Source organism: Deltaproteobacteria bacterium (genome assembly GCA_016210005.1).
GTDB lineage: Bacteria > Desulfobacterota > Binatia > HRBIN30 > JACQVA1 > JACQVA1.
Genome location: JACQVA010000149.1, coordinates 1 through 18,267, shown reverse-complemented (window position 1 = coordinate 18,267; position 18,267 = coordinate 1). Strand labels below are relative to the sequence as shown.

The 18,267-nt window shown below is 66.7% G+C and carries 16 protein-coding genes; 11 read left to right on the top strand and 5 right to left on the bottom strand.

All coding sequences use genetic code 11. From position 1 onward, the window contains the following. Positions 1 to 483 precede the first annotated feature (483 nt). The 3 genes from HY699_14390 (at position 484) to HY699_14380 (ending at position 3,861) form a co-directional block, all read left to right on the top strand. Positions 484 to 1,377, top strand: coding sequence for a carbon-nitrogen hydrolase (locus HY699_14390; GenBank protein ID MBI4516994.1), 894 nt, complete (start codon positions 484 to 486; stop codon positions 1,375 to 1,377). Then, positions 1,374 to 2,252, top strand: coding sequence for an NAD+ synthase (locus tag HY699_14385; GenBank protein MBI4516993.1), 879 nt, complete (start codon positions 1,374 to 1,376; stop codon positions 2,250 to 2,252). Before HY699_14390 ends, HY699_14385 begins: the two co-directional genes overlap by 4 nt. Before the next feature lie 97 nt (positions 2,253 to 2,349). Next, the gene (locus HY699_14380; GenBank protein ID MBI4516992.1) at positions 2,350 to 3,861 is read left to right on the top strand and encodes a mechanosensitive ion channel family protein; all 1,512 of its coding nucleotides are present in this window, start codon (positions 2,350 to 2,352) and stop codon (positions 3,859 to 3,861) included. A gap of 62 nt (positions 3,862 to 3,923) precedes the next feature. On the opposite strand, the gene HY699_14375 is transcribed toward HY699_14380, so the two are convergent. Beyond that, positions 3,924 to 5,441 (bottom strand): VWA domain-containing protein, encoded by a 1,518-nt coding sequence (locus HY699_14375; protein ID MBI4516991.1) that lies wholly within the window; start codon positions 5,439 to 5,441, stop codon positions 3,924 to 3,926. A 79-nt stretch (positions 5,442 to 5,520) separates the two neighbouring features. After that, positions 5,521 to 6,639 carry an AAA family ATPase gene (locus tag HY699_14370; protein ID MBI4516990.1) on the bottom strand — a complete coding sequence of 373 codons (1,119 nt, stop codon included), beginning with the start codon at positions 6,637 to 6,639 and terminating at the stop codon, positions 5,521 to 5,523. 154 nt (positions 6,640 to 6,793) lie between these two features. On the opposite strand from HY699_14370, the gene gcvH reads away from it, so the two are divergent. Then, positions 6,794 to 7,177: a glycine cleavage system protein GcvH gene (gene gcvH, locus HY699_14365; GenBank protein ID MBI4516989.1), complete on the top strand. Its 384-nt coding sequence runs from the start codon at positions 6,794 to 6,796 to the stop codon at positions 7,175 to 7,177. Between the two features lie 76 nt (positions 7,178 to 7,253). Here gcvH and HY699_14360 read toward each other — a convergent pair whose 3' ends face one another. Then, on the bottom strand, positions 7,254 to 7,571 hold the full coding sequence (locus HY699_14360; GenBank protein ID MBI4516988.1) for a septum formation initiator family protein: 318 nt from the start codon (positions 7,569 to 7,571) through the stop codon (positions 7,254 to 7,256). A 68-nt stretch (positions 7,572 to 7,639) separates the two neighbouring features. Between HY699_14360 and eno the strand changes: the two genes are divergently transcribed. The 6 genes from eno (at position 7,640) to HY699_14330 (ending at position 14,026) form a co-directional block, all read left to right on the top strand. Continuing rightward, complete coding sequence (eno, locus tag HY699_14355) at positions 7,640 to 8,920, top strand: phosphopyruvate hydratase (GenBank protein MBI4516987.1); 1,281 nt, start codon at positions 7,640 to 7,642, stop codon at positions 8,918 to 8,920. Between the two features lie 7 nt (positions 8,921 to 8,927). Further along, a complete protein-coding gene (locus HY699_14350) occupies positions 8,928 to 9,491 on the top strand; it encodes a LemA family protein (protein MBI4516986.1) in 564 nt (187 codons plus the stop codon). A 6-nt stretch (positions 9,492 to 9,497) separates the two neighbouring features. Continuing rightward, positions 9,498 to 10,436, top strand: coding sequence for a M48 family metallopeptidase (locus HY699_14345; protein ID MBI4516985.1), 939 nt, complete (start codon positions 9,498 to 9,500; stop codon positions 10,434 to 10,436). Continuing rightward, positions 10,429 to 11,007, top strand: coding sequence for a zf-TFIIB domain-containing protein (locus HY699_14340; protein ID MBI4516984.1), 579 nt, complete (start codon positions 10,429 to 10,431; stop codon positions 11,005 to 11,007). Before HY699_14345 ends, HY699_14340 begins: the two co-directional genes overlap by 8 nt. A 633-nt stretch (positions 11,008 to 11,640) precedes the next feature. Then, positions 11,641 to 12,822: an anhydro-N-acetylmuramic acid kinase gene (locus HY699_14335; GenBank protein MBI4516983.1), complete on the top strand. Its 1,182-nt coding sequence runs from the start codon at positions 11,641 to 11,643 to the stop codon at positions 12,820 to 12,822. A gap of 64 nt (positions 12,823 to 12,886) precedes the next feature. Then, positions 12,887 to 14,026 carry a thiolase family protein gene (locus HY699_14330; GenBank protein ID MBI4516982.1) on the top strand — a complete coding sequence of 380 codons (1,140 nt, stop codon included), beginning with the start codon at positions 12,887 to 12,889 and terminating at the stop codon, positions 14,024 to 14,026. A gap of 136 nt (positions 14,027 to 14,162) precedes the next feature. Here the strand turns inward: HY699_14330 and HY699_14325 are convergent, their stop codons facing one another. Further along, entirely contained in the window at positions 14,163 to 15,512 is a 1,350-nt protein-coding gene (locus HY699_14325; protein MBI4516981.1) for a patatin-like phospholipase family protein, read from the bottom strand. A 319-nt stretch (positions 15,513 to 15,831) separates the two neighbouring features. On the opposite strand from HY699_14325, the gene mtnA reads away from it, so the two are divergent. Next, positions 15,832 to 16,893, top strand: a complete 1,062-nt coding sequence (mtnA, locus tag HY699_14320; GenBank protein ID MBI4516980.1) for an S-methyl-5-thioribose-1-phosphate isomerase — start codon at positions 15,832 to 15,834, stop codon at positions 16,891 to 16,893. A 16-nt stretch (positions 16,894 to 16,909) separates the two neighbouring features. On the opposite strand, the gene nagZ is transcribed toward mtnA, so the two are convergent. Continuing rightward, complete coding sequence (gene nagZ / locus HY699_14315; GenBank protein MBI4516979.1) at positions 16,910 to 17,971, bottom strand: beta-N-acetylhexosaminidase; 1,062 nt, start codon at positions 17,969 to 17,971, stop codon at positions 16,910 to 16,912. Between the last annotated feature and the right edge of the window lie 296 nt (positions 17,972 to 18,267).

Sequence of the window (18,267 nt, the reverse complement as noted above, 5' to 3'; positions counted from 1 at the left end):
GGCGGAAAGGCCTGCCTGCGCCGCAGCTTCGGCAGGCAGGCCCCGTTGAACTGAACCGCTGATCACCGACGGTGCTCCCCACGTGTTATGGGGATTGTAGGGTGGTTAGGGGTTCGATGGCAAGCGCGCGGGGTGGTCGAAGGCGGGGGCGATCGGGCGCAGGGAGGCGACGCCGGAGCCACACCGGGGGTGACGAACGACGCGAACGTAGGCGACGGCACTGGCGTGCGGCGCGCGGAGCGGCGCAGGGGCGCATGCCGGCATACCACGGCGCAACGGTCGCGGCGCGATCGTGAAAACGCAGGAAGTCGACACCCGGGCGCCTGCTACCACGTGACCGCGCGCGGCAACGAGCGCAAGGCTATCTTCCGGTGAACGACTTCGCCGTGGCCCCGGCGAACACACCGCGCCGGCTTGACCTTGGCTCGCGGCCTTGAGCAAAATCAGCTGGTGACCACCGCGTTCAAGATCGCTACCGCCCAGATGTCGCCGCGACTCGGCGATGTCGGCGCGAACCTGGCGCTGTACGAAGAACAGCTGCGCGCGGCGCGCGACTTGTGCGCCGACCTGGTGGTGTTCCCGGAGCTGTCGCTGACCGGTTACTTCCTTAAAGACATGGTCTCGACCGTCGCCTTGCGGCTCGATAGCCCGGAGATCTCCCGGCTGCGCGAGCTGAGCCGGCAGACCGCTTTGGTCGCCGGCCTGGTCGAGGAGACCCCCGACTTCAAGTTCTACAACAGCGCGGTCTACTTCGAGGCCGGCGAGATCCGCCACGTTCACCGCAAGGTCTACCTGCCCACCTACGGGCTGTTCGACGAGGGCCGCTATTTCGCCCGCGGCGATCGCATCCGCAGCTTCCCGTCGAAGTTCGGCCAGCTGGCGCTGCTGATCTGCGAAGACTTGTGGCACCCTTCGACCATCTACCTGGCGGCGCTCGATCACGCGGTTGCGGTGCTGTGCCCTTCGAGCAGCCCGCTGCGCGGGATCAGCGACGGCTTTCCCCAAGACGACAACGCGCGCTACTGGGAAAGCTTGAATCGTACCTACGCGCAGACCTTCTCGCTGTTCATCGCCTACGCCAACCGGGTCGGCTTCGAAGACGGGGTCGGCTTCTGGGGTGGCTCGGAGATCATCGATCCCAGCGGGCGGACTCTGGCGAAGGCGCAATACTACGAGCGCGACCTGATCGTGGCCGAGGTCAACCTCAAGCGGGCGCGCCAACGCCGCGTGGTGTCGCCGATGCTGCGCGATGAGGACATCGACCTAACCATCAACGAACTGATGCGCATCCGCGAGCGCCTGCGCCCCGGCGCTGCGGAGCCGGCGCCACGCGCACTCAAGCGGGCGGCACCGGCTGCGCGCAGAGGCAGCCGATGACTGCCGCCATTCCCAAGCAAACGCCCGCGGGCGTAACTGCAAACTCGCTCACCCCGCCACGGATACCGACCAATGCGCTGCTGCTGCGGCGGATTCTGACCGCCTTCATCCGCGACGAGGTCCGCAAGGTCGGCATCGAGCGGGTCGTGGTCGGCCTCTCCGGCGGCGTTGACTCCAGCGTTAGCGCGCTGCTGGCAGCCGAAGCCCTCGGCGCCGGCAACGTCCTCGGGATCGAGCTGCCCTACAAGACCTCCAGCGCCGAGAGCCTTGCTCACGCCGAGGCCGTGGCTGCCGTCGGCGGCTTTGACACCTTGCAGATCGAAATCACCGCCCAGATCGATGCCTACTTCGAGCGCTTCCCCGATGCCGACAACATGCGCCGCGGTAACAAGATGGCGCGCGAGCGCATGACCATCCTGTATGATCACTCCGCCCGCTGGCAGGCCCTGGTCCTCGGCACCAGCAACAAGACCGAACTCCTACTCGGTTACGGCACCCTCCACGGCGACATGGCCTCGGCGCTCAACCCCATCGGCGACCTCTACAAGGCCCAGGTGTGGGCGCTGGCGGCCGAGATCGGCGTGCCTGCCGCCGTGGTCGGCAAGCAGCCCTCGGCCGATCTTTGGGTCGGACAGACCGATGAGGCGGAGTTGGGCTTCAGCTACGCCGAGGTCGATGCCCTGCTCTACGCCATGGTCGATCTGCGCTATTCGCACGATGAGCTCTGCGCCGCCGGTTTCGCCGCGCCGTTTGTGGCGCGGGTGAGCGACATGGTGCGCCGCTCGCAGTTCAAACGGCGCCTGCCGGTGATCGCCAAAGTATCCAACCGCACCATCGATCGCGACTTCCGCTACGCCCGCGATTGGGGCCGCTGACCTGGCGGCGACAAAGCCCGGCAGGTGAGCGCAAACGCTGGACACCAATCATGATTGGACATCACAATCGGCAAGAGCGCCGGACTGACGGGCCGCGATGACGATCCGCGATTGGTTCCCGCTGGTTACCACCCATCCGGCGCTGGCCGCCGCGCTGCAAGGCCTGGGGATCCTCTTGGCTGTCGGGCTGCGGCTGGCACTGCGCCGCACTCGCATCGGCACGCGGTTGGACTCGTCGCTGACGCTGATCGCAGTCGGCCTGCTGTGCGGCGCGCTCTCGGCCGTCGGCCGCGGCGGTCAGGACGGGGCGGTGTTCCTTTACGCCTACGCGGTCTTCGTCGCCGCCGTGCTGATCGGCGGCGTTCGTATCGCGCTGGTGCTGTTCGTCGACTTCTACCTGCGCCAGCGCCAAGGCGCCGGCGTCTCCGCCATCTTTCGCGATGTCGGCAGCATCGTCACCTACTTCCTGATCATTCTCTTGGTGCTGCGTTTCGCTCTCGACATCAACGTCGCCTCGCTGATCGCCACCTCGGCGGTGCTGACGGCGATTGTCGGCCTCGCTCTCCAAGACCTTCTCGGTGCCGTCATCAGCGGCCTGGTGCTGGAATTGGAGGCCCCATTCAGCCGTGACGACTGGGTGCGGGTCGGCACCTTCGAGGGCCAGGTGCTGGAGACGGGCTGGCGGACCACCAAGATCCGCACCCGGGTCAACGAGGTCATCATCCTGCCCAACACCTATCTCTCGCGCGAGCCGGTGACGAACTATACCCGCCCCGATCCGCATTACGGCGACACTCTGATATTCGAGGCCGGCTACGAGGTTCCGCCGCACACCGTGAAACAAGCAGTGATGGCCGTGCTCGAGGCCGAACCGGCGGTGCTGCGCGAGCCGGTGCCGGAGGTCCGCACGGCTCACTTCAAAGAGAGCGGCGTCGAGTACGCGGTCCGCTACTGGCTGGTGCAGTTCGGCGAGCTCGATCGCATTCGCGATCGTCTGATGACCAACCTCTGGTACGCGCTGCGCCGCGCCGGTGTGCGGATTCCGTACCCGGCGCGGGATCTGTTCGTCCATGGCGAGCCGCCGGCGGCGCTGGCCGGCGACACCATCGCCGCAACTCTGGCGCGGGTTCCGCTGTTGGCCCCGCTGGCGGAGGAGGACATGCGCACCCTGGCGGCACGCGCCCGCCGGCTGACTTTTGGGCGCGCCGAGGTGATCGTGCGCGAAGGCGAAGCGGGCGACTCGTTCTACGTCATCGATACCGGTCGGGTCGCGGTGGTCTTGGGCCGGCGCGAAGACGGCGGCGGCCGCACCATCGCCCGGCTCGCGGCCGGCGACTGCTTCGGCGAGATGTCTTTGCTTGCCGGCGAGCCGCGCTCGGCCACGGTGGTGGCCGAGGAGGACGTCACCGTGCTGGAGGTCGGCCGCGACGCCTTCCACGAAATCGTCGTGGCTCATCCGGACGTACTCGAACCCATCAGCCAGCTAGCCACCCACCGCCTCGAGGCGCAGCGCGAGCACCGCCGCCCCGACGAAGCGCTGCCGGCCTTCGCCAACGACGTCGCCGCCCAACGGCTGCTCCAGCGCATCAAGTCCTTCTTTCGTATCTAGGCGAGATCGGGCGTGCTGGCGGCGGCGGTGCTTGGACGACGCCTTTTCCCGCCCGCAGTAACTCAGAGCTTGAGGAAGATGTCCCTGCCGGCGTCGCTGCTGAGCTGTGAAATGGTGGCGATCTTGTCGCTGAACTCGCGCAGCGTGGCGAGCGCGTTGGGGCCGATGTCGATCAGGACCGAGAACAGCGAGAAGCCGAGCCGCTGCTTCTCGCGCTTGAATTCGCTCAGCCACTCAGGTGTGACACGGCATTCGCCGTCCGTGATAAAGACGATGTCGCCGCGGCGATGCCGGGTATGGCGCAAGCATTCCAGCGCCGCGCTCAGCGGTTTTTGGAAATCGGTGCCGCCGCCGGGGAAGTACTCGGCCAGCTCCAGCACCTGCGGCAACTGCGCTTCGTAGAGTTGCCACTGGTTGAGGTCGAGCACCTGCAAGGGCATGTCGGCCGAGGAGAAGCAAATCGAGCGAAAGCGCCGTCGCTGGCGGCGGGCGATGTCGAGCAGCGTCAGGGTCACCGCCTTCGACCAGATTTCCTTGTCGCCGGCCATCGACGAGGAACCGTCGAGGCAGACGATCATCGGCCCCCGGCCTTTTTCCTGCGGCGCGCGCAGGGCGTATTGCAGCAGCTGGCCGTCGAGCAGGCGGCGCGAGAAATCGCGGCGCAGCGCGCGCTGGCGCAGCGCCAACAGCTCGGGCGGCAGCAGCCGGCTGAGTTCGGCGCCGAGGCCGATATCGTAGACCTCCGCGCTGGCGCGCTCGAACATCTTCTGGCGCAAGGCCAGCGCGCTCTCGCGCATGCGGCCGACCATCTGCGCCAGCCGGCGCAGCTTCCGGTTGTTCGCCAGGCGCCGGCCGAGTTCGAGCTGGGTGCCCGGGGTGGGGCGGCGGCCGGTGCCCAGCTCGAGACTCCAGCTGTGCGTCTGCTCGGTGGTGTCGTCCAGGTCTTGAGCGACGCGTTGTGCCTGCGCCTCGATCCGCCCGCGGCTGCGCTCGGCGGCGTCGGCGAGCGCGCTGCGCATCTGCTTGGCGCGGTGTTGCAGGCGGCGTTGCCCGCCCTCGATCTCGCGCCGCATCCGGCCTTCGAGTTCGCCGAGCTGCCGCTCGCTCGCCTTCGAGGCCGCCCGCTGGCGCAGCTCGGCCGCGCTCTCGGCTTCGTCGCGCCGAGTACTGAGCTCGTCCTCCTGCTGTTCCAGGCTCCAGAAGTCGAGCATCTCGGCGCGCGTCAGTAGCCGCTCGGACTTGATCAGCTCGAGCAGGCGCTCACCCAAGAGCAGCGTGGCCAGGCCGGCGCGGGTCTCGTCCAGCACCGTCTGTTGGCGTAGCGTGTCGAGGATCGGCACGGTGCGCAGGTGGGTGATCAGCACGCCGTAGAACGCCGCACTCGGTGCCACCTCGGCCTCGGCGTGGGCGACGATGTTGAGCTTGAAGAGCAGCGCAAACAGATCGCGGACGAAACCGTCGAAGTGGGGCAGCAGCTTGCTCCCGCTTTCCACCAGCGCGCGCAGCGACGGCGACTCCTCTTGCAAGCGCGCCAACACCGCCCGATCATAGGCGTCGGTTTCAATCCAGTTGGTTTTCATCGTACCGGCCGTCAGTTCAAAGGCGAAGGCTCAAAGCCAGCGGTCGCCACGAGCGGCTCCGCCGCTTGCGCCGGCCGCGTCACAGCGCCGCCAGCATGCGTTGCTGGATGCCCTCGATCTCGTCTTTCACCGCCTGCACGGTGTCCAGCGGCCGGCCGACCGCCCGCGCTTCGTCGAGAATCGTAGTCACCTTAGCGAGGATGTTGCGGATCTTGGTGTGGGCCTCGACCACGGCGCGGCTACGCAGCTCGTTGTTTTCCCACTGCCGGTGCGCGTAATCGCGCAGCTCGCGGGTCTGGTAAAGGAGTTCACGCACCTCGTCCTCGTACCCACGTAACAACTGGTGAATGGTGGCGTGGACCTCGTTGCGCTGGGCCGGCTCGCGCCACAACACGTGATCGAGCACGAAGAGATCCTCTTCCACCACCGCCGTGCGGCCGCACAGCAGCGCGCGCCCCTGCAGCAAGGACAAGCTCTGGCGGTAGCGGCGATCGGAGGCGATGACCTGCTTGCGCGCCAGCTGGCGGCGAATGTCGGCGAGCGAGCGATAGATGTGCGCCGGAATCACCACCTCGCGTCGCGCCGCCTGCAGCGCGCGCAGGTCGTCGAGCGACAGCATCGCCCGCGCCTCGGCCGGCTTGGCCTGCAACATCTTCAAGAAGCGGAAGTCCTCTTCGATGTAGCCGACAACAAAGCGGACCAGGAAGCGATCGTACAGCGCCTGCAATTCGTCCTCTTCCGGCAGCTCGTTGCTGGCCCCAAACAGGGTGATCAGCGGCACCTCCGCCACCGCCCGGCCGTTGTGAAAGCGCCGTTCGTTCATCAACGTCAGCAGCGCGTTCAAGATCGAGGAGTTGGCCTTGAACACCTCGTCGAGGAAGGCGATGTGGGCCTCCGGCAGCTTGTGCGTCGTCACCCGGCGATAGTCGTCGTTCTCCAGCGCCGCCAGGCTGACCGCGCCGAAGAGTTCTTCCGGGGTGGTGAACTTGGTCAGCAGCCACTGAAAGTACTGGGCGCCGTCGAGCCGCCGGCAGAGCTCGTCGGCGAGCATGGACTTGGCGGTGCCCGGCGGCCCGATGATCAACACGTGTTGCCCGGCCAGCAGCGCGCTGAGCGCGCCATCGATGAGATCGCCGCGTTCGAGGAACAGCTGTGCCAGCTCTTCACGGCAGCGACTGAGCAACGCGCCCGCAGTCATGATCGGCGATGCTACGAGGGTGAGCGCGTGGATTCAAGCCCGATCTCGGCGGGTACGGCGCTGGGGCCGCTCTTGACAGCGCGACGCGGCCGTTTGTATGACCAGCGCCGTGGCGCGGCCGAAAGAAGAGCGGCAGAAGGAGCGCACGGCGGCCATGATCCTGCGCTTCAGCGAAGACGATCTGTGGGTGCGCGGGGAGAGCGACCGCGTCGAGATCGGCCTATCGGATCACGGACAGAGCAAGCTCGGCGAAATCATCGCCGTGGAGCTGCCGGAAGTGGGCAGCGCGGTCGAGTGCGGCGAGCCCTTCGGCGAGCTGGAGTCGGTACGCACCAGTCTCGAGTTGGACTCGCCGGTGACCGGAACGGTGGTGTCGGTCAATGCCGAGCTGATGGAGAACGCCAACCTCATCAACGAGGACCCCTACCACGAGGGCTGGCTCATCGAGGTCGCGCTCCGTGACGAGTCGGAGCTGGAAGCGCTGTTGGGTGCCGACGAATACGAAGAGCTGGTCGAAACTGATCGCGACGAAGACTGAAAGCCGCTCCCAGTCGCGGCTGGCGGCAAGTTGCCGGCCGGGTAGTTCTGCCGCCGGCTGGCGTCGGCGATCGGGATCAGCGGGTGAGCGCGGTTTGGCCGGCGAAGCTATAGATGACCTCGTCGGGCTTGGCCCAGCGTAGCCGCCGTCTGGCGACGCGTTCGAGATAGCGATCGTCGCTGCGCAGCCGATCGAGGTGTTCTCGCAACGCGGCGTTGGCTTGCTGTTGCTGGAAGGCCAGCTCCTCGATCCGCCGTTCCTCCGCCCGCAGCCGCTGCAAATCGATCAGGCCCCGATCCCCGAAGATCGCGCCCAGCACCAGCAACATCACGAGCACCAGCCCGCCGAGCAGCACGGCTTTGTATTTGCGCGGAGGCGATGGTAAGAGGGCCATCACTTTCATCCAACCTCGGCAGCTATCGTAGCGGAAGCGCTCACAAATTGGCAAACGCGGAGACCACGGTGAAAATCAAGCAAGTCGTAGCGCGCGAGATTCTCGATTCGCGCGGCAACCCCACAGTTGAAGTGGATGTGGTGCTGGCAGGCGGCATCAGCGGCCGGGCAGCGGTACCGTCCGGCGCCTCGACCGGCGAGCACGAGGCCCTCGAACTGCGCGACGGCAAACGCCGCTACCTGGGAAAGGGTGTCACTAAGGCGGTGGCCAACGTCAACACCATCATCGCCCCGGCGCTGCGCGGGCGTGACCCGCGCCGGCAGGAGGCGATCGACCGTCAGCTACTCGATCTCGACGGTACGCCCAACAAGCGCCGGCTCGGCGCCAACGCCTTGCTGGGCGTGTCGCTGGCCGTCGCGCGGGCGGCGGCAACCGCCGCCGGCGAGCCGCTGTTCCGCTACCTGGGCGGCAAGCAGGCTACCACGCTGCCGGTGCCGATGATGAACATCCTCAACGGCGGCGCTCATGCCGACAGCTCGGTTGACCTGCAGGAGTTCATGGTCATGCCGGTCGGCGCGCGGAGCTTCGCCGAAGCGTTGCGGATCGGGACGGAAGTGTTCCATACCCTGAAGAAAGTCCTCAAGCAGCGGGGCTACGGCACCGGCGTCGGCGACGAGGGCGGCTTCGCGCCGTCGTTGCGGTCGAACGAAGAAGCACTGGCGGTGATTATCGAAGCCATCGAGCGCGCCGGCTACAAGCCCGCCAAACAGGTGGCGATCGCGCTGGATCCGGCCGCCAGCGAGTTTTACGCCGATGGCAGATACGAATTCCGCAAGTCCGGCGGCGGCAGCCGCAACGCCGCCGCCATGGTCGATTTCTACGCCGATTGGGTCTCGCGCTACCCGATCGTGTCGATCGAAGACGGCCTGGCAGAGAACGATTGGGAGGGCTGGCAACAACTGACGGCCCGCCTCGGCGGCAAGGTGCAATTGGTCGGCGACGACCTGTTCGTCACCAACGCGGCGCGCTTGCGCCGCGGCATCGATAGCGGTGTCGCCAACTCGATCCTGATCAAGCTCAACCAGATTGGTACCCTGACCGAGACGCTGGAAACCATTCACATGGCCAAGGCTGCGGGCTACACGACGGTGATCTCCCACCGCTCCGGGGAGACCGAGGATACCACCATCGCCGATCTCGCCGTGGCGGTGAATGCGGGCCAGATCAAGACCGGTAGCGCCTGCCGCAGCGAGCGCACCGCGAAGTACAACCAGTTGCTGCGCATCGAGGAGATGCTCGGCCGGCGAGCATGCTTTCCAGGCCGAGCGGCGCTGCGCCGCGGCCGGTGAGGGAGTTATGACCCTATCGACTATTTTCTTGCTCCTTGTCCTCGTGGCCGCCGGCTCGGTGGTGCTGGCCTACAACCGTTTGGTCACGCTGCGTAACCGGGTACAGAACGGCTGGAAGCAGATCGACGTCCAGCTCAAGCGCCGCCACGATCTGATTCCCAACCTGGTGGAAACCGTCAAGGGCGCGATGCAATTCGAGCGCGAAACTCTCGAACGAGTAATCAGCGCGCGGGCGAAAGCGGTGGCGGCGAACACGGTGGCGGAGCACGCCGCGGCCGAGAGCCAGCTCAGCCAGTCGCTCGGCCGCTTACTGGCGGTGATCGAGAACTATCCCGAGCTCAAGGCCAACCAAAACGTGCTGCAACTGCAAGAGGAGCTGACCACGACCGAGAATCAGCTCGGCTTTGCGCGCCAGTTCTACAACGACATGGTGATGCAGTTTAACACCAGCCAGGAAGTCTTCCCGTCCAATATGGTCGCCGGGTTTTTCGGCTTTCAGCGCGCGGAGTTCTTCAGCGGGGAGGAGGCGGATCGGGTGGTGCCGCGCGTGGATTTGTCGCTGAAGTCGTAGCCGCTTGTGGATCTCTACCGGCGCCAAGCGCAGAACCGCCGCCGCACGCTCGCGTTCCTGCTGTTCTTCGTCGCGGCCTTCGCCGCCTTGGGCCTCGGGCTCGATGTCGCCGCCTACGGCTTCCTCGCCGGGGGCGAACCGCTGCCACTGGCCACGATCGCTGCCACGCTTTTCTCCTCGGGGCTGGCGCTCAACTCGTATTTCAACGGCAGCCGGCTGGTGATCGCCTCGCTGCTGGCGACACCGCTACGGCTCGAGGTCGTCGAGCACCGCCAGCTGCACAACATCGTGACCGAGATGGCGCTGGCCGCCGGCCTGCCTTTGCCGCGCATCTTCGTCATCCCCGATCCGGCTCCGAATGCCCTGGCTACCGGGCGCGATCCCGCTCATGCCGCCATCGCGGTGACCGAGGGAGCGCTCATCCTGCTCGACCGCGAGGAGACCCAGGGGGTGGTGGCGCACGAGATGGCGCACATCGCCAACCGCGACACGCTGCTGATGACCGCGGTCGGCGTTTTGCTCGGCGGCCTGGTGATGCTGGCGGACTGGGCGCGCCGCGGCGTATATTTCGGGCGGGGCGGGCGCCGGCGCGGCGGGCCGTGGCTGGTGGTGGTGGTCGTGCTGCTGGCGTTGATCACGCCGCTGCTGTCGCGGCTGCTGGCGATGGCGATTTCGCGCCAGCGCGAGTACCTCGCCGACGCGACCGCGGCGGAACTCACCCGCAACCCGCTCGGCCTGGCCAGCGCGCTGGAGAAGATCGGCGCCGCGGCCACGCCGCTGCGAACGGCCACACGCGGCACGGCGCACTTGTTCATCAGCGATCCGCTGCGCCGGTGGGCGGATGCCCGGGAAGGCCGCCTCGGCGATCTGCTCGCTACCCATCCGCCGCTGGCGCGCCGCATTGCCGTCCTGCGCGCCCTGGCGCAAGGGGGCACCCATGAGTGAGCCCAGTTGCCCTAATTGTGATGTGACGCTGCAGCCAGTCGCCGCGCGGGCGCGCAGCGGCTATCTGCTCGCGCTCGATCAGTGCCCGCGCTGCGGCGGCCTGTGGTGCGACCGCTGGGAGTTGTTCCCCGTCGACGGCGCCGAGGTCGCACGGCTGGACCCGGTCGATCAGCCGACGCTGTGGGCGCCGGTGGCCGCGGTCAAACGCGAGCCGAAGTGCCCGCGCTGCCGCATCGCGATGGCGCGCTTTCGCGATCCGCTGCTGCCGGAAGACGTGCGCATCGAGCGCTGCCGCGCCTGTGAGGGCATGTGGCTCAATCGTGGCGAGCTGCGGCGGTTCAAAGCCGCGCGCGCGCGCCCGGCCCCGCCACTGGCGCTGCCCGATGGGCCCATCGAGCAACTGGCGCAGCATTATGGCGCCGGCACGGCGTGGCCGACGATCGCCAACCTGGCGCAAGCGACCAACCCGCCACCGCCGCCAGACGAGCCGCCCGATCTCACACCCCAACTGATGCAGAGCGCGGCGTGGTTGGCTTTGCGCGCGCTCCTGCGCCTGCTGCTGCACATCTGAGCTGTGGACAACGCCGGGCACGCGGCTGTGGACACGCGGGTAAAACACTCTGCTACCTCCGGCCGGCGAGGCGGTGAACACCATTCTAGCACCCCGATTTCCCGAGAATTCGCCGGACGTTTCGCTTTAAAAAAAAATTCCCAAAATGCCATTCTTCTCTTGACACCACGGAAGCTCGCTTCCTATAATCCGCGCCGTAACTGGTGGTGGGTGGCTGAGTGAGGTGGAGAACGCCTGAGAGAGGGAGCAGTGAGGTAAGGGAGACCGTAACGGTCCCACAAGGAGGATCCTATGGCAGCAACCAAGAAAAAGGCGAAGAAGGGGAAGAAGGCTGTGGCGAAGAAGAAAGCGCCTGCAAAGAAGAAAGCCGCTGGCAAGAAGAAGAAGTAGTCGCCAGCATCCTGTTGACTGAGGCCATTCACTAGGCCAGGTTTTTTTTCTCCCTTTCACAGGCACGAGCCTTCGGGCTCAGCGAGAAGGCCTCCTGGAAAACCCCAGGAGGCCTTCTCGTTTGTGGAGCTTGTACGCAACCCCGAATAACTCCGATGAGCGCGCGGCTAGCGGTCGTGGAGCGATCGCCACGCTCGCTGAGCGATTGCGCGCGCAGGCGGAAGCAGAGTAAGGCTCTGCGTCATGGCGTCGAAGACTTGGACCGTGATCGGGCTGATGTCGGGCACCTCGACCGATGGCATCGACGCCGCCTTGGTGCGTTTGCGCCCGGGGGGCGCGCGTTATGGTGTGCGCGTCGAAGCTTTCCGCACGCTGCCGTTCCAGCGCGCACTGCGCCGGCGCTTGCTGGCGGTCGCCAGCGGCCAGCCGCTGCCGGTGAGCGTGCTCAGCGGCCTCAACGTCGAGCTGGGTGAAGCCCTCGCGGCGGCCGCGCGCGCCATCGCCTGCAGTGCGGGCGTGCGCTTGGGGCAGGTTGATCTGATCGGTTCACACGGACACACGGTGTGGCACGGGCCACCCGGCAGCGGGCGCACTCAGCCGCCCTCGACGCTACAAATCGGCGAGCCGGCGGTTATCGCCGCGCGCTGCGGGGTTACCACCGTGGCCGATTTTCGCCCGGCCGATCTCGCCCACGGCGGTCAGGGCGCACCACTGACGCCGTACGTTCACTGGCTGTTGTTCCGCCATCCGAGCCGCGGCCGCGTGATCAACAACATCGGCGGCATCGCCCATCCGACCTTCCTGCCCGCCGGCGGCGGGGTCGATGCGATCGCGGGCTTCGACAGCGGGCCGGGTAACATGGTGATTGATGCAATAACGGCTCACGTCAGCGCCGGCCGCCTCAGCTATGATCGCGACGGCCGGCTGGCCGCGCGCGGTCGGGTTGACGGCGCCGTACTGCGGGAGTTGTTGGCGCACCCCTATTTTCGCCGCCGGCCGCCCAAGACCACTGGGCGGGAGCTGTTCGGCGAGGCGATGGTGGCCCGCCTGCTGGCGGCCGGCCGCCGCCGTCGCCTAACCGACAGTGACTTAGTGGCCACGGCGACGGCCTTCACCGCCCGCTCGCTCGGGGATGCCTACCGGCGTTTCCTGCTGCCGCAAGGGCGGATCGACGAGATCTACTTCAGCGGCGGCGGCAGCCGCAATCCCACCTTGATGGCGATGCTGCGCGCCGAGATTGCTTACGCCCGCGTCGGCGTCATCGATGAACTCGGCGTCGCCGGCGATGCGCTCGAGGCGGTGGCGTTCGCGGTGCTGGCCGTCGAGGCGGTCCGCGGGCGCCCCGCCAACGTGCCGGCGGTGACCGGCGCCCGCCGCCCGGCGATTCTCGGCAAGATCATTCCGGTAGCGGCGATCCCGCATTGACTCGAATTCGGGCGGCTGTTAGTCGTGCCGCGTCTGAAGCTTTCCCCCCGGAGGAGGACCCCCAATGGCCGACGCCTTCATCATCGACGCTTGCCGCACCCCGCGGGGCCGGCGTAAGGGGAGCTTGAGCGGCGTTCACCCGATGGATCTGCTCTGCGCCGTGCTCAACGCCACCGTGCAACGCACCGGCATTGACCCGCGAGAGGTGGAAGACGTGGTCGCCGGTTGCGTCACCGAGACCGGCGAGCAAGGAGCCAACATCGGCCGCGGCGCAGTGCTGGCCGCCGGCTGGCCGATCGAGGTGCCGGGGGTGACGCTCAATCGCTTCTGCGGCTCGGGCCAACAAGCGGTGAACTTCGCGGCCCAAGCCGTCAAAGCCGGTGCACAGGATCTGGTGGTTGCCGGCGGCGTGGAGAACATGACCCGCGTGCCGATGGGCTCAGATATGGGTCCGCTGCCGCTGAGCTTGATGGAGCGGTACAACCTCGTCCCGCAGGGGCTGTCGGCCGAAATGATTGCCGAGCGCTGGAACTACACGCGCGAGCAGATCGACCGCTTTGCGCTCGCCAGCCAGCAAAAAGCCTGGCGCGCGATTCAAGAAGGGCGCTTCAAGAAGAGTATGGTGCCGATCAAAGTGACGCATAATGGCGAGGAGAAGCTGTTCGATACCGATGAGCACGTGCGGCCGCAATCGACCCTCGAAGGACTGATGGCCTTGCAGCCCTCGTTCAAGCCCGACGGCCGCATCACCGCCGGCAACTCGAGCGGCATCGTCGATGGCGCCGCGGTCGTCTTGCTCGCCTCCGAGCAGAAGGTGAAGGAACTCAAGCTCAAACCCCGGGCCCGCATCGTCGACCAAGTCATCGTCGGCTCCGAGCCGGTGATCATGCTGACCGGCCCGATTCCCGCGACCAAGAAGATTCTCAAGCGCACCGGCATCAAGATCGAGGACATCGATCTGATCGAAATCAACGAGGCCTTCGCCCCCGTTCCACTGTGCACGATTCAAGAGACCGGGATGGATCCAGCGCGGGTCAACGTCAACGGCGGCGCGATCGCGCTCGGTCACCCGCTCGGTGCCACCGGCGCAATGCTGATCGGGACCTTGGTCGATGAGCTCGAGCGCCAAGGCAAGCGCTACGGTATGAGCACGATGTGCATCGGCTACGGCATGGGCATCGCGACGATCATCGAGCGGGTGTAAGCCTCGCTGCTCGGGCGCCGCCCGAGCCAGCCGGCACCTTGCGCCGCCGCGGTGCTCGGCTCGCGGTGGAAATCACCGTCTCCGCAGCGGCGGCAACCCACCCCGGCACCGACACTGGCAACCGGCCAAGCGCAAGCTACGCCACGCTGAGGTTGCGGCGCGGCACTTCGCGGATGAGCACTTCCGCGGCCTGCTCCTCGTCTTCTGCGCGCAGCCGGTCGACGCCTTGGCGCACGGTGCGGCGGGTGATGGCGATGCCGTAGGTCTCGAGAATCGGCTTGATCAGATCGTAGTGCTGCTCGATGGATTGGGTGACCGAGATGTACCCGTGCTGTGCCGCCACAATCCGCTGCCAGTAAGCCAGCGCGCTCATCTGGAAGAAGTGCAGGTCGGACTCCTTCGGCTCGACGACGATGATGTCGCCGCGGAAGTGCGGATCATCCTGGTACTGGCGCAGCCCGTATTGCAGCCGCGAGTGCAACAGCGTGCGAAAGACCTGATTGACGATGGTGAGCAAGCCGGTATCGGCCAGCGGCCGCCCCTCGACCACGGTCTTGCCCAGTTCCTTCACGTACTTGCGCCGCACGCGGTTGGAGAACGGGCGGAAGGGGTTGTAGCAGATCACCAAGTCGGCACCGTGCTCGATCGCCACATCGATGTTGGCCGTGCGCCGCACGCCGCCATCGACGTAGTCGACCCCATGCAAGCGCGCCGGCTTGTAGAAGCCCGGCAGCGCAGTCGATGCTTGTACCGCCTCGGAGACGGTTACCGAAGTATCTTCGTCGTGCCCGAAGACTACGCGTTCGGCGGTGTCGAGATTCATCGCCCCGATGTAGAGCTCGCGGCTGGTGTTGCGATAGAGCGCACGGAAGTCGTTGCTGATTCCGGCGCGCTCGAAATTGCTCCGCAGGTAGCGCTCGATGCTGGCGTTGTCGAAGAAGCCGGAGGGCAGATAGTCGAGGAAGAACGGGAAGCCGCGCCGCTCCTCCACGGCCTCGCTGATCGGTTGGAGCAGATTGCCGAGACCCTCCGGCGAAGGCGCGCGCAAGAAGGCTGCCGCCGCCGAGCGCAGCGCCGGCAGCAGCGCCGGCGCCTGACGCGCTAGATCGAGCAGCACGCCCGGGGCATACGCCGCCACATCGAAAGCGAACTGCAGCGGTTTGGCCACAAACTCGCGCAAGTTCGGTGAGTAGAAATCGAGCGCCGCGAACTTGGAGAACTCCTCGGACTTGCCCTCCAGGCTCTTGAGCATCTCCGCCGGGCTGACGCCAGCGGCCAGCGGCGCGGCCAGCACCGCGCCCGCGCTCAGCCCGACGTAGGTGTCGAACTCGTTGATCTTACGGTTGACCAGGAAGTCATCCAGAGCTTTCAAACCGCCGAGCTTGAAGGCGCCGCCGGTGATGGCGCCGCCGGCCAACACCAGGGCGATCTTCGGAGCATGCTTCCGGACGCCCAGTTCGCTCTTCTGAACTATGGTGATACCCACGTCCGATCCTCCCTTCCTCACTCATCCCGTCCGGACCTTAAGGCGCAATGACGCAGTTTGTCAAGGAATATCACCTTGGTCTCCTTGCTCGTTCTTCAGCAAGCTTGAGCAAGTTGCTTGCCGCTGTACCACGCTCCTCGTGCCGGCCCGAACGCCGCCGTCAGCGCGGCTTCGGTTCCCTGGCTTGGACAACGGTTGCGGGCTGGCCAACCACTTAGGACCCAGCCAATGCCCGCCCGGGATGGGCGGCAGCACGCACGGTGCGCGCCTTGACCGGCTGGCATGCTCGAAGTTATGAAGCAGCGGCGCGCGAGGAGGTATGATTCGGACCGTCGAGTGGCGAAATGGCACAGTGGTGATGATCGATCAGCGCCTGCTGCCGACGCGTGAGGTCTACCGCGTCTGTCGTGATGCGCGCGCGGTGGCGGAGGCGATCACGGACATGGTCGTGCGCGGCGCGCCGGCCATCGGGGTGGCGGCCGCGCTGGGCATAGCGCTGGGCATGCAGCAGGTCCGTGCCGCGGACCTGCGCCAGACCTTTGCGCGGCTGTGCAAGACTTTCGCCGCCACGCGGCCGACGGCGGTCAATCTGTTCTGGGCGATCGAGCGAATGCAGCGCGTGTTTGCGCGCACATGCGGGCGTGGTCCGGAAGTGGTGCGTGAAGCGCTCCGGCGTGAAGCGCTCGCGGTCCACGATGAGGACATCGCCGCCAATCGGGCGATGGGCCGCTACGGAGCGGCGCTGCTCCCGGCCAAGGCCACCGTGCTGACGCATTGCAACGCCGGCGCCCTGGCCACCGCCGGATATGGTACTGCGCTGGGCGTGATCCGGGCCGCGGTCGAATCCGGCCGCCAGATCGACGTGTTCGCCAGTGAGACCCGCCCGTTCCTCCAGGGCGCGCGCTTGACCGCCTGGGAGCTGAAGAAAGATGGCATCCCGGTTACGCTCATTACCGACAGCATGGTGGGCCACATCCTCAAGAGCGGGGTGATTTCGTGCGTGGTCGTCGGTACCGACCGCACCGCAGCCAACGGAGATGTGGCGAACAAGATCGGAACTTACACCGTCGCAGTGCTCGCCGCGCGCCATCGCGTGCCGTTCTATGTTGCCGCCCCGACTTCATCGATCGATCTCGCGTGCAAGCGCGGCGAGGACATTCCGATCGAAGAGCGCGCGCCGCGCGAAGTGACACACCTCGGCGACCGGCAGATTGCCCCGACCGGCATCCGCGTGCTGAACCCGGCCTTCGACGTCACTCCCCACCAGCTGGTCACAGCCATCGTGACGGAGAGGGGCCTAGCACGGCCGCCGTACACCAAGTCGCTGCGCCGGCTGTTGGCGGACCCGGTGCCGGCGAGTCGCAAGCTACGGTCGCGTTGAGCTGGGCCGGCAACGGCTACCCAGGCGTTTCCAGGCGGGTCCGTAGCGCCGCGTGGGCGGCGATGGGTAGGTCCCGCAATGCTGCACGTGTCACCGGCGATGGCTTCGCCAGCTGGCGGACGCGCGTGGCAGCGGCCTCGAGCACCGGCGCAGCCAGTCGGCCATCCACCACCGCACGTTCGATGGCGGAGGCGGCCTGGACGGCCTGCGCCAAGTCGGAGCAGAGCAGGAGCAACTCCGCTCCGGCAGCCAGGGTTTGCACCGCGGCTTCGCCGACATCGTGGTGATCGGTGATCGCGCACATCCCCAAGTCGTCGCTCACAATCACCCCGGTGAAGCCCAGCTGCGTGCGCAAGAGGTCCCGCAGAACAGCCGGTGACAGCGTGGCCGGGCGCTCCTGATCGAGCGCCGGGTACAACACATGGGCGGTCATGAGCAGCGGCATGCCCGCCCTCACCGCGGCTCGAAACGGCACCAACTCGGTGGACTCCAGTGCCGCACGGTCGCGCGGCACCACCGGCAAGGCGAGGTGCGAATCGCTGTCGGTGTCGCCGTGGCCGGGGAAGTGTTTGCCGCAACTGAGCACCCCGCCCTCGTGCAGCCCGTGCATCAAGGCTACGCCCATGGCCGCAACCACTGCCGGGTCATGGCTGAAGGCACGATCGCCAATGATCGGATTGGCCGGGTTCGAGTTGACGTCAAGCACAGGCGCGAAGTCGAGGTCAATACCGGCGGCCGCCAGCTCGATCCCCATCGCCCGCCCCACCTGCCGGGCCAGTGCCGCCTCGCCGGTTGCACCAACCACCGCCATCGCCGGGAACACCGTGAACGGCGCCCCCAGACGCTGTACCCGTCCGCCCTCATGATCGATGCCGATCAGCGGTCGCGCCGGCTGCCGATGCAACTCCTCGGTCAGCGCCGCCAATTGCGCCGGCGCGAGGACGTTGCGCCGAAACAAGATAACCCCGCCGGCTGCCAGCCGAGCCAGCGTTGTTCGTGTCGCTTCATCCAACTCGGGGCCGGGAATGCCCACCATCAACACCCGCCCGATCAGCCGCCGCAGCACCTGACGATCCATTTGCGCAGCCTACCACATATGCGCGGGGCAAGCCGCCGCCCGATGGGTGCGCGACAAATTTGTGGGTAACGTGGTTCGGTGTTATAGCCGTCATTCCCGCGAAAGCGGGAATCCAGTTTGGCGTTTGGCGCTATGGACAAGCAGTTCTGCTGGAAGATGACAGATTGCGTCCCTTTCGGCCATGAGCCTCGGCCTGACAGTACACATTACTGTCAGACTGGTGAGGATTTGCCCGGTCGGCTGCACCTTACCCACAAATTTGTCGCACACCCCCGCCGCCGGTCGCGGGCAACAGC